Genomic DNA, 12081 nt, shown 5'->3' on the forward strand with positions numbered 1-12081 from the left:
AAAAATTACGAATATAAAAATTTTGATAGAATTAAAAGCCATACAATTAAATTTAAAAATATTATAAAAATAGAGTAAAAAAGGGTTATAAAACCCTTTTTTTATATCGCAGTACTAGGAGTTTGATTTAAATTTGCAGATTTTTTCTTTGAAAATAGTTTTAAGACTTTAGCACTTATTATCTTCAAAATAGTTCTTTTTCTACTTTTAGTAAGTAAATACTCGGCTATTTCGCCTCTATTAAACATAACTGCAAAACTGTACGGAGTAAGTCCCATGCCGTTATTTGCATCTATATCCGCACCATTTTCAACTAGAAGTTTTACTATTTCTAAATTTCCTTTGAAACATACTCCAGCAAGCGGAGTTTGACCTCTATCATTTCTTTCATCTACTCTAGCGCCTTTTTGAATAAGCATTTTAGTAGTTTCCAATGAACCATTATAAGCTGCTAGCATAATCAAACTATCACCTTTATGATTTTTTAAATTTGGACTAAGTCCTGAATTTATCATCTTTTCAAGTTCGCTATATTCATTATTTCTAGCAAAATTAAAAGCATATCCGCAAAGTTCTTCATATCTTTTTTCTTCTTCTGGCGTTAAGTTTATATTTTCCATATTATTTCCTTTTTTTTCAAATTTGAAAAACTTCCAAAAAAGACTTTTAAATTTGAAAAGCTGCTTAAAAATAAGCAGCTTAAGAATTATTTAATTATTTTATTTAGTCGTATTAACAACTTTTCTTAGAAGAAAGTGCCGCTTTTACTCCTGCTGCGTAAGCCGGATTAATTTTTTCAAAGTGACCAAGCGCTCTTTCTATGATGAAATCCTCGACTCCATCCATACTCTCAGCGATATTTGAATAAAGTCTCTCTTTTTCATCAGCCGGAAGTATCGCAAATAACGCTGCTGCATTACTATAATAATCTGTATCTACTCTATGATCAAATCTTTGAGCTGCATTTGATATAGCAAGATCAGGCTCAAGATAATCTTTGTTTTCAGCAGGACCGCCAAAACTATTTGGCTCATAATAAGCGTGCGGCTCTTGTTTATAGCTACCGTTATTCATAGATCCACCTACATAATAATTATTTACGTTTACTATCGGTTTATTCACGTCTAGTTGTTGATAATGTACGCCTATTCTATATCTTTGAGCATCTGGATAGCTGAAAATTCTAGCTTGAAGCATACGATCTGGGCTGTAGCTAATGCCAGGAACTATGTTACTTGGGCTAAATGCGGCTTGCTCTACTTCGTTGAAATAATTTTCAGGATTTTTATTTAAAGTCATTACGCCAACCGGGATTAGCGGATACTCTGCATGAGGCCAAATTTTTGTTAAATCAAATGGATTAAATTTACAGTTATTAGCTTCTTCTTCAGTCATAATTTGTATTTTGAAATCCCATTTTGGAAAATCACCTTTATCGATACTATTATATAGATCTCTTTGATGGCTCTCTCTGTCTTTTGCCACTATAGCACCAGCTTCTGCGTTTGTAAGATTTTTAATTCCTTGTCTTGTTTTAAAGTGGAATTTAACCCAAAATCTTTCACCTTTTGCATTTATAAGGCTATAAGTATGGCTTCCAAAACCATGCATATGGCGGTAGCTTGCAGGAATTCCGCGATCGCTCATAAGTATAGTTACTTGATGAAGTGTTTCAGGATTTAATGACCAAAAATCCCAGGCTGCGCTATTTGATCTTAAATGAGTTTTTGGATCTCTTTTTTGAGTATGGATAAAATCTGGAAATTTAAAACCGTCTCTTAAAAAGAATGTAGGAGTATTATTACCCACTAAATCCCAGTTACCCTCTTTTGTATAAAATTTGATAGCAAAACCACGAACGTCTCTCTCAGCATCAGCAGCACCGGCTTCGCCTGCAACTGTTGAAAATCTTAAAAATAGTTTTGTTTTTTCACCTTTTTGGAAAAGTGAAGCTTTAGTATATTTGCTGATATCTTCAGTGATTTCTAACTCTCCATAAGCTCCGCTACCGTTTGCATGTACTGTTCTTTCAGGGATTCTCTCTCTGTTTTGAAATGCAAGTTTTTCAAGTAATTGATAATCTTGTAATAAAACAGGACCTCTTACGCCCGCTGTTAAACTATTTTGATTATCAGCGATTGGATTGCCGCTAGCTGTATTTAATAACTTTGCCATATTTATTCCTTTATAATAAATTTTATTGTTTGAGAATTATATCTATTAAATGATAATAAATTTTAAATAGAAATAATTTTTATTGATTACAGTTCTTAATATTATTTTTGTTATATAGCTGATTAACTCTATATATTAAGGTTATTATAGCTTAAATACAGGAAATTTAAAAGTCTAAATAGAAATAAATTCCATACTCTAGATAAATATTTGGTATATAGAGTATGGAATTTTGTATTAATTAAATTTATATTGATTAAAAATGTGCTTTAAATTTTATCCAAAAGCTTCGTCCCGGTTCATAAACTCTAGTAGTAGCAGGGATATCTAAAGTAGAAATTGCTGATCCGTTTTTGGAGTTATGGTAACTATAAAGTGCGTTATTTAAATTTTCAGCCGCAACCAAGAATTGATAATTTTTATATTTATATCCGCCATACAGTCCAACCGTCCAAAAATCATCACTATATCCTAAATCCTTTCCTATGGCATTTCCATAACCTTCTTTATAGCGATGTTGAGCTGCATTAGCATAAAATTGTGCATTTGCAAACCATGATTTTTGCTCAAGTCCAACTAAAAATTTAAATGCAAGCGGTGAAATTTGAGGTAGAGGATCGCCGTCTCTTAAACCGTTTGTATTTTTTAAATTTTTTCCGTATGTATATGAAGCGCCACCGCCTATTTTAAATAGATCTTGTAGCAATATCTCTGCATCAAGCTCTCCGCCAAGCATCATAACATCGGTATTAAACGCGCTCGTAGCAGTACCGTATCGAAGCATTATATAATCATCTATTTTAGAAGCAAAAAGATTGAAACTCACCTCGGAATTATCATTTTTAAGTACGCTTCCTAAGTCGATTTGGCTATTTTTTTCTTTATTTAAATCCATACCGCCTACTTTTGAAAACTCCCAAAAATCAGCAACTCTTTGAGCATGTCCTAAACCCGCATATAAAGTCAAATCATTTAAATAACGCTCATACCTAACAAACGCAGATACCGGATTTTGATCTTTTGTAGTGGCTAATTGCCCTGCGTTATATTTATCTATGCTAACGTGATCTATCCTAACGCCGCTAAATATTCCATAATCGCCTTCTATATATTCGCCTTGAGCAAATCCAGAAGTATAGTCTATTACTGCATTTTTTCTATAAGGCATACTACTAACTAAATTTGTTACTATTCCGCCGCTTGACCCCATGCCGTTTCTTGAGCTATGTTCGTCTGTACTATATGAAGCACCTATAAATCCTGTTAAATCACCGAAATTTAAAACTCCCTCGGCTCTGATACCTTTTATCTCTCTTTTTGGGTTGCTATAATTATAACTATTTCCTTTGTTGATATTTGGTCGTAGAGAAAAATTATCCATAACGTGATCTATCTCATGATAAAAAGCTTGCATATTTAGCTGATGCTCGCCAAAGCCCTGCTCCAATCCAAAACCAAAAGACGTGCGGTCAAACTTTACTCCATCCATAGCTCTATCTGCGTAAGCGGCTTTTCCGCTTCCAAAATCAGCACTAAAGCTTAAAGCAGTATCATCTAAAGGAGTAAATGTAGCTATAAGAGCGCCTGTCTTTTTTGAATATTTAGAATGAACATTGTTACCATCGCCATCTTTATAATCACCACTTTTATAAATTCCGCCGGTTGCTTGCAAGCTTCCTAGATCATTTCCGCCTAATAAATTTACGCTTGTTTCTCTTCTATCAAAACTACCATAAAGCGCATTTAAATTTCCATTAAAAGTAGTTTCGCTAAGACGAAGCATATCTCTATCAAATAACACCGCGCCGCTTATAAGAGCTCCGAATCTTACGTCTTGAGGTCCTTTAATGATCCTAACTGATCTATAATTTTCAGGAGATATATAAGTAACGGCAGTGTCCATTCTACCGCCGCAACCTCCATGCAATAAAGAGTTATCTATGAATATAGGAAGCCTTCCGGCGCCTTGAGAACGATATAAAATTTCACTTCCTCCGCCACCTTTTCTAGTCATAGAAAATCCGCTAACGTTTAAAAGCGACTTTGCTAGATCCGGAGATTCCAAAATAGTCTCTTTTCCTGCAATTTCTACTTTTGTAGGCTCATCTAAGATATTTTTTTCTATCTTCGAGCTAACACTGATTTTATCCAACACCACGACTGAATTTTTGCTAGGAGTGTCTGAACTAGCATTTAAAACAGTAGCACATAGCAAAGAGCTTGCAATGACAGATGAAAAACGCATTTTGATCCTTTTATGAATTTATAACTATTAGTAAATAGATATTTTTATTATTAAATTAAATTTTATTGTTAAAAATAAATATAGGAACTTGCACTATATTTTAGTTTTAAACTGCAAATAAACGAAGTCTAGGATATGATAGTATCTAATATTATCTTATATATAGATTAAATATATTAATATAATAATATAATATTAAACGCCTTTTAAAGGCGTTTAAATTTAATAAAATCAAAATAATAATAAAATAAAATTGAGTATGAATTTACTTTGAAAACGATAACTTTAGGACATCTTCTATCGTATCTACAGGAATTATCTGCATATTTTCTTTGACCTCGCTTGGTATCTCCTCAAGATCGCGATCATAATTTTTACGCGGAATCAAAGCAGTTTTTATTTTAGCTTTATAAGCTGCTATGAGCTTCTCCTTTAATCCTCCTATAGGAAGAACTTTTCCACTCAAAGTGATCTCTCCTGTCATAGCAACATCGCTTTTTATAGGAGTATCGCTAAGTATAGACGCTATGGCAGTACTCATAGTTATACCTGCGCTAGGACCGTCTTTTGGAGTGGCTCCCTCAGGAACGTGGATATGAAGATCAAATGAGTTATAAACCGCCATTTCTTTGCCTTTATCGTCTTTTGCAAGCATAGATTTTGGAACTTTTATCTTATTTGTATCAATAAGAGTCTTAATTAGGCTAAAAGATATCTGGGCAGACTCTTTCATCACATCTCCAAGCTGTCCCGTGATCTGCATAGATCCTTTGCCTTTTATGCGTACAACTTCGATTTTTAGTACATCTCCACCGACACTCGTCCACGCAAGCCCGTTAACTATACCTACTTGATCCGTGCTGTCTACGCTATCTATCTCAAATACTTTTTTATCCAAAAAGTTTTTTAAATTTTTAGGAGTTATGGATACTTTTTGTATCTTATTTTCCAAAATCTCAAGAGCGACTTTTCTTAAGATATCGGCTATTTTTCTTCTTAAATTTCTTACTCCGCTCTCTCTTGTATATTCTTCTATTATCAAGCTTAAAGCTTCTTTTGTTATACTGATTTCAGATGGTTTTAATCCATGTTTTTTAAGCTCTGAAGGAATGAGATATTTTTTTGCTATCTGAAACTTTTCTTGCGGAGTGTAGCTATTTAACGATATAAACTCCATCCTATCTCTAAGCGGAGCTGGTATAAGTCCTATATCATTTGCGGTGGCTATAAATATAACCTTACTTAAATCTACATTAAAATTCAGATAATAATCCCTAAATTTAGAGTTCTGCTCGGGATCTAAAACTTCTAATAAAACAGCGGTTGGATCTCCTTTATATGATCTTGCAAGCTTATCTATCTCATCTAAAACAACGACTGGATTCATGGTTTTAGCTTCTATCAATCCTTGCACTATTCGCCCCGGCATAGCTCCTATATAAGTTCTTCTATGACCTCTTAACTCATTTACGTCTTCAAGCCCGCCCAAGGCTATTCGCACAAGCTCTCTTTTTAAAGCTTTTGAAATAGAGTTTGCAAGACTTGTTTTACCTACTCCAGGAGGTCCCGCAAAACATAGTATAACTCCATTATTTGTTTTAGAATCAAGTCCTCTAAGTTCCAAAAGTTCTCTTAGCCCAAAATATTCGACTATGCGTTTTTTTGGCTTTTGCAGTCCGTAATGATCGCTATCAAGCTGATTAGCCACATCTTTTACACCTAGCTTTTTTTTAGAGAAATTTCCAAAAGGCACATCTAAAGCCCAATCCAAGTAGCTTCCTGTCATGCTAGCTTCTGAGCCATCAGGATGCATACGTGATAGTTTTAGAATTTGCTTATTTATCTCTTTATAAGCATCTTCTCCCATATACGGTTTTTTGGCTTCTAATTTATTTTTATACTCACTTATCTCTTCTTCACGCCCAACATCACTACCAAGCTCTTTTTGTATCTCTTTTAACTGCTCTTTTAAGAAATACTCTTTATTTACTTTATCTATTTTAGAATGAACTTTTGATTTTATCTCTTTTTGGAGTTTATTAGCCTCTATCTCCTCTATTAAATAATCAATTATTTTAAGTACTCTATTTTCTAAATTTTCTTCTATAAAAAAGTCGTAAGCTACACCTTTTTTAAGTCTTAAAGCACTTGAAATAAGATCACAAACCCTAGTAGCTTCTATACTTTCATCTATAGTTTTTAAGAGATCTGGAGGAAAAAAGTGATTTAATAAGCTTAAGCTTTTTACCTTTTCTCTTAACACGCTCAAAAGTGCATCCACTTTTTGATTAGAAGGTCTTTCTATATCTATAGTATCTACTAGCGCTATAAGCGGATCAGAGCTTATGTTGGCTATGATTTTGCCTTTTTGTGAGCCTTGAAAAAGTATTTTTACTCTACCATCAGGAAGAGATATCCTTCTCATAACACTTCCTATAACTCCAGCGCTATAGCAAGTATCAAACTCTCTCATACCCTCATTTTGCGGTTTTGATGATACAACCAAAATAGGAGTATTATCTCTAAGAGCCAAGTCAAGTGCTTTTATGTTTTTCTCATCATTTAAAAAAAGAGGTGTTATCATAAAAGGGTACAAAAACAGCTCATCTTCCACGATAACCGGTAAATTTGCCGGAAAAGTTCTTATACTATTTATCTGCATCAAATCTCCTACTCAAAAGGTCTCATATACCAAGGAAGTTTTGGTTTTATAGAATCTACGTTATTTAAAGGCGAACTTTCTAATTTATCTTTATAAATTTCAGCCGACTCGCCTCTGTCTGTTCTTTCATAAAGATCATAAATTTGGGTATCTAAATACTGTTTTGCTAACCTAAATTTAACCAACATAGTTTCTATAAGAGGTCTGTATTGCGTATTTGGGTATGCGTTTAGAAATTTTTCTATCTCATAAATACTATCTTGCATAAGTTTTTGATTTCTATTCGGTTTTGTAAAAGAATCGAAATTTGCCTTTATCTTTAGATACTGAGCAAATTCTATAGATTGCTTTGTTCCATATCTTTTTATATATTCATCAAGATAGAAATTCGCTAAAATATACTGCTCTTCATCTACGTGAGCTTGAGCTAATATAAGTAGCATCTGCTCTAAAAGCGGTGAAGCTACGTGTTCGCTAGCAAATGAGACATAATGTTTATCGGCGCTATCTAAATCGTTACTTTTTATATCTTCGATAATTTGAGAATACCAGCCATCTGGCGTTAGATTAAAAAGTTCATTGTCATTTTTATCGCTGCAGCCGACAAAAACAAGTAAGCTAACTGCAAAGATGACACTTTTTAAATTTATTTTCATCTGTTTCCTTTTTTTAGTAATGCAATATTTTACTATAAATAAAGTATAAAATCGGTTTAAATTTTATGGTAAATGATTATATCAATATTTAGTAAATTTAGAAAAAATCTATATTTAAATTTGAAATTATTTATGCTATAATCCGCAAATGGAAAAGAAACTGCACAATCCAACTCTTAGAGTTCTAGAGATATTTAAAGTACTTTTTGTAAACAACAACGGACTTAGTTTTTCTGAAATTTCACAAATAACAGGTATATCAAAAGGTACTCTTCATCCTATTTTAACAACTCTCATTTATGAAGATTTTTTACAAATAAATGAAAATAAGATAAATATCGGCAAAAACTGTTTTAAAATCGGAAACGCTTACGTGCATTCGCTAGATTTTATAGATACTATAAAACCTCATATGAAAGATATAGTCTTTGTTTGCGGCGAAATATGCCAACTAGGCGTACTTGACGGGTCAGATGTTTTATATATAGAAAAAACAGAACCAAAACAAGCCATCAAATTAGAATCATACGTAGGAAAAAATCTACCTGCGTACGCTACTGCGCTCGGTAAGTGCTTGCTTAGCGGATTAAATGATGATGAGATAAGAAAGCTATATTTAGATAAAAACTCATTTCAAAAATATACACAAAATACAGTTTCGGATATAAGCTCACTTTTAAAACAAATTTATGAAGTGCGGGCAAATGGATACGCGCACGAAATAGCAGAGAGCGATAAAGATATAGAATGCGTGGCGGTTCCTCTTAGATCTGATGGAAAAATCATAGCCTCAATTAGCGTTAGCCTACCGATATATCGATCAAATAATGAAAAAATTCGCTCTATTATAGAAATTTTAAAACTTCAAGCCGCTCTTATAGAAAAAGAAAATAGCCTAATTTATAAATCAAAATAATTCAAATTTATCAAGTTTCTCATATAGTTCGTATATACAAAATTAAATATAAAATAATTGAACATAAATTTATTTTTAATATACCGTATAAAGTGTTTCATTTCTACACTATTTATGATAATTATTTGCGATTTTATTGACATTATAGTATAAATTTGTTACTATATTTTATCGTATATTAAATATTAGTTTGTATATACGATAAATAAATTAGAAAGATGAATTTATGAAAAGTGTTATATATACTCCTACCGTAACGATTTTCGATGATGAGCAAAATATAGATTTAAAAGCAAATGCAAGACTTTTGGAGTATCTTTGCGAATTTAGCTTAGATGGATTTGTGCTTTTTGGAAGTACCGGAGAATTTACAGCTTTTGATACCGAACAAAAAAAGAAGCTCATAGATTTATACTTAAAAATATCAAAATATCCACTATTTGTAGGAACAGGCTCTTTAAACTTTAAAGAGTGCGTAGAACTTAGCAATTACTCTATAGATAACGGTGCAAAAGGCGTTTTAGTAGTATCTCCGTACTATTACGCCGCTTCGCAGGAAAATCTTTTTGACTACTATGATAAACTAGCAAAAATGGTGCATGGAAACATATTTATATATAATTATCCGGCTAGAACAGGAAATGATATAAGCTCAAAAACAGTTTTAAAGCTTATAGAACGAAATATAAATATAAAAGGTATAAAAGATACTACTCCTATGGTTTCTCATACAAAAGAGATAATAGAAGCAACAAAACAACATAATTTCAGCGTATACTCCGGTTTTGACGATCATTTTGTAGATAATATTTTTGCTGGCGGAGTCGGCTGTATATCTGGATTATCAAATATAGCCCCGGACATATGGACAAAGCTTGTAAAATCTGCAAATGATAATGATTTTATAAATTTAAAAAACTGTTCATCGGCCATAAATAAACTAATGCAATTATATACACTAGACGCTAATTTCTCACTAATATTTAAAAAGCTTTTAAATTTAAATGGATTAAATTTAAATGAAAATGCTATTTTTCCGTTTAACTCTTTAGACGAGATTAAATTTGAAAAAGCAAAAATGATATTAGAAGATGCGAGAAGGTTAGTAAAATGAACGCTATTCACGTAGATGAAAAGGATAATGCGGCAACTGCTTTAAAACTCATTCAAAAAAACAGTGTAGAACTTGGCGTAACGATAATAGAAGATATCTCAAAAGGGCATAAATTCGCTACAAAAGATATTAAAAAAGGTGAAGCTATAATAAAATACTCATCAATCATCGGCATAGCAAATCAAGACATTAAAAAAGGCGCATGGATACATGTACACAATATCGAAGGTACTAGAGGCAGAGGAGACATAAGTGGAAATTTACATATCGCTTCTCAAAAATTAAAAAATAAGAAACAAGCAGCGTCAAACGATAAAAAATACGAGCTTCAAGGCTATAGACGAAGCGATGGCAGCTTTGGACTTAGAAATCATATTTTAATCCTTCCTAGCGTACATTGCGCAAATAAAGTAGTAGAAAAGATAGCAGCTGCTATAAACTATGGTTTAGGACTAGGAAATGATGAGTGCAAAATAGTATATGTGACTCATCAACACGGATGCAGCCAGCTTGAATTTGATGCAAGACAGACTATGGATACACTGGTTGGAAATGGTGCAAATCCAAATGTTTATGGAGTTTTAGTAATAGGACTTGGATGTGAAGTAATAAGCGCTCAAAACGTGGCAAAAGAGATAAAAGATAGAGCACCTTATAAGGAAGTGGAGTATTTTACCATTCAACAAAGCGGAGGAACTAGAAAAAGCATAGAAAAAGGTATAAAAATAGCTAAAAATATGCTACAAAATGCTCTTAAATTTAAAAAAAGTCGCGGTGATTTAAGCGATTTGATTTTAGGTACTGAGTGTGGAGGAAGCGATAGTTTTTCAGGTTTAAGCGCAAATCCTGCTTTAGGAGTAGCTAGCGATATAGTTATACAAAAAGGCGGCAGCGTTATCTTAGCTGAAACTACAGAGCTTATAGGAGCCGAGCATATATTAGCGGCTAGAAGTATAAATGAAGATATAAAAGAACAAGTAATATCTACCATAACAAGCTTTGAACAAAGAGTTTTGGATTCAAAAGCAGATATAAGAGGAGCAAATCCTAGCCCGGGCAACATAGAAGGAGGATTAAGCTCAATCGAGGAAAAATCTCTTGGCTGCATTTACAAAGCAGGAAATCAACCGGTAATAAGCGTAAAAAGATATGCGCAGCCTATCACCCAAAAAGGTCTTACTCTAATGGATACCCCCGGAAACGATATAGAGCAGTTAAGCGCAATGGTTGCTGGAGGATGTAATATATGTGTATTTACTACAGGAAGAGGAACGCCTACAGGAAGTCCCATAACTCCGACTATAAAAGTATCGTCTAATAGTGCCATTTATCACAATATGAATGACGCTATAGATATAAATGCAGGCAGCATAATAGACGGTCAAAAAAATATAAAAGAAGTAGGTGAAGAAATTTTAGATTTTATAGTTGCCATCTCAAACGGAAAACTCACAAAAGCTGAACAAAATGACCAAAACGACTTTTCGGTATGGCGGCTTGCCACAACGGTTTAACTAAATTTAAAGGATAAAACATGGATCTAAATTTAAAAGATAGAGTTGTCATAGTTACTGGCGGCGCAAAAGGCATAGGAGCGGGTATATCTCTTGGATTGGCTAAAGAAGGTGCTATTCCTATTATACTATCTAGATCAAAAGCGTCAAATGAATTTGAAAATAGCTTGAAAAGTTTAACTTCTAAATTTAAATTTATTCAGATAGATTTAAATAATACAGACGAGATAAAACCAGTTATCGATTATGCCGCTAAGGAATATAGAGGAATTTATGCAGTAGTAAATAACGCAGGAGCAAACGATAATAAAGATTTAGAATCGACAAGCTGGATGGAATTTGAAAAAAGCTTGCATTCAAATTTAACCCATTATTATGAAGTCGTTCATAGCTCGCTTCCGTACTTAAAAGCAAGCAAAGGCTCCATACTAAATATCAGCTCCAAAACAGCACTTACAGGACAAGGCAAAACTAGCGCTTACGCTGCTGCAAAAGGAGCTATACTAGCTCTTAGTAGAGAGTGGGCGGCGGCTTTGGCTAAAGATAGCGTAAGAAGCAACGCGATAATAGTAGCGGAGTGCTACACGCCGCTTTATGAAAACTGGATAAAAAACTTTGAAAATCCAGAAGCCAGACTAAAGCTGATAACAGAAAAAATTCCATTTGAACATAGATTTACCACAGTCAAAGAGATAGCCGATACGGCTATTTTTTTATTATCCGAATTATCTAGTCATACTACCGGTCAATGGATATTTGTAGACGGCGGATACGTGCATCTTGATAGAGCATTATAAAG

9 protein-coding genes and 1 pseudogene are annotated in these 12081 nt (G+C 33.2%); 5 read left to right on the forward strand and 5 right to left on the reverse strand.

Features of this window, described 5'->3' with window-relative positions:
• Positions 1–101: 101 nt before the first annotated feature.
• The 5 genes from DQN38_RS05170 to DQN38_RS05190 form a co-directional block, all read right to left on the reverse strand.
• Positions 102–620, reverse strand: coding sequence for an ankyrin repeat domain-containing protein (locus DQN38_RS05170; protein WP_002849623.1), 519 nt, complete (start codon positions 618–620; stop codon positions 102–104).
• Positions 621–732: 112 nt separating this feature from the next.
• Entirely contained in the window at positions 733–2175 is a 1443-nt protein-coding gene (locus DQN38_RS05175) for a catalase (protein WP_002849625.1), read from the reverse strand.
• A gap of 256 nt (positions 2176–2431) precedes the next feature.
• Positions 2432–4420, reverse strand: coding sequence for a TonB-dependent receptor domain-containing protein (locus DQN38_RS05180; protein ID WP_065843822.1), 1989 nt, complete (start codon positions 4418–4420; stop codon positions 2432–2434).
• Between the two features lie 265 nt (positions 4421–4685).
• On the reverse strand, positions 4686–7082 hold the full coding sequence (gene lon / locus DQN38_RS05185) for an endopeptidase La (protein WP_038453584.1): 2397 nt from the start codon (positions 7080–7082) through the stop codon (positions 4686–4688).
• Between the two features lie 8 nt (positions 7083–7090).
• A complete protein-coding gene (locus DQN38_RS05190; RefSeq protein WP_002849630.1) occupies positions 7091–7738 on the reverse strand; it encodes an outer membrane protein assembly factor BamD in 648 nt (215 codons plus the stop codon).
• A 148-nt stretch (positions 7739–7886) separates the two neighbouring features.
• Here DQN38_RS05190 and DQN38_RS05195 point away from each other — a divergent pair, with 148 nt between their 5' ends.
• From DQN38_RS05195 to DQN38_RS05210, 5 genes and pseudogenes are all read left to right on the forward strand, one after another.
• A complete protein-coding gene (locus tag DQN38_RS05195; RefSeq protein WP_011732064.1) occupies positions 7887–8654 on the forward strand; it encodes an IclR family transcriptional regulator in 768 nt (255 codons plus the stop codon).
• Between the two features lie 226 nt (positions 8655–8880).
• Positions 8881–9768: a dihydrodipicolinate synthase family protein gene (locus tag DQN38_RS05200; RefSeq protein ID WP_065843824.1), complete on the forward strand. Its 888-nt coding sequence runs from the start codon at positions 8881–8883 to the stop codon at positions 9766–9768.
• Positions 9765–9983: pseudogene (locus DQN38_RS09005) on the forward strand (UxaA family hydrolase); the annotation flags it as partial. The gene DQN38_RS05200 and the pseudogene DQN38_RS09005, both read left to right, overlap by 4 nt.
• 51 nt (positions 9984–10034) lie before the next feature.
• Positions 10035–11282 (forward strand): UxaA family hydrolase, encoded by a 1248-nt coding sequence (locus DQN38_RS05205; RefSeq protein WP_046037378.1) that lies wholly within the window; start codon positions 10035–10037, stop codon positions 11280–11282.
• Between the two features lie 20 nt (positions 11283–11302).
• Positions 11303–12079 (forward strand): SDR family oxidoreductase, encoded by a 777-nt coding sequence (locus tag DQN38_RS05210; RefSeq protein ID WP_065843825.1) that lies wholly within the window; start codon positions 11303–11305, stop codon positions 12077–12079.
• Positions 12080–12081: the final 2 nt, after the last annotated feature.

Origin of the sequence: Campylobacter fetus subsp. fetus, from assembly GCF_900475935.1 — a bacterium.
Lineage (GTDB): Bacteria > Campylobacterota > Campylobacteria > Campylobacterales > Campylobacteraceae > Campylobacter > Campylobacter fetus.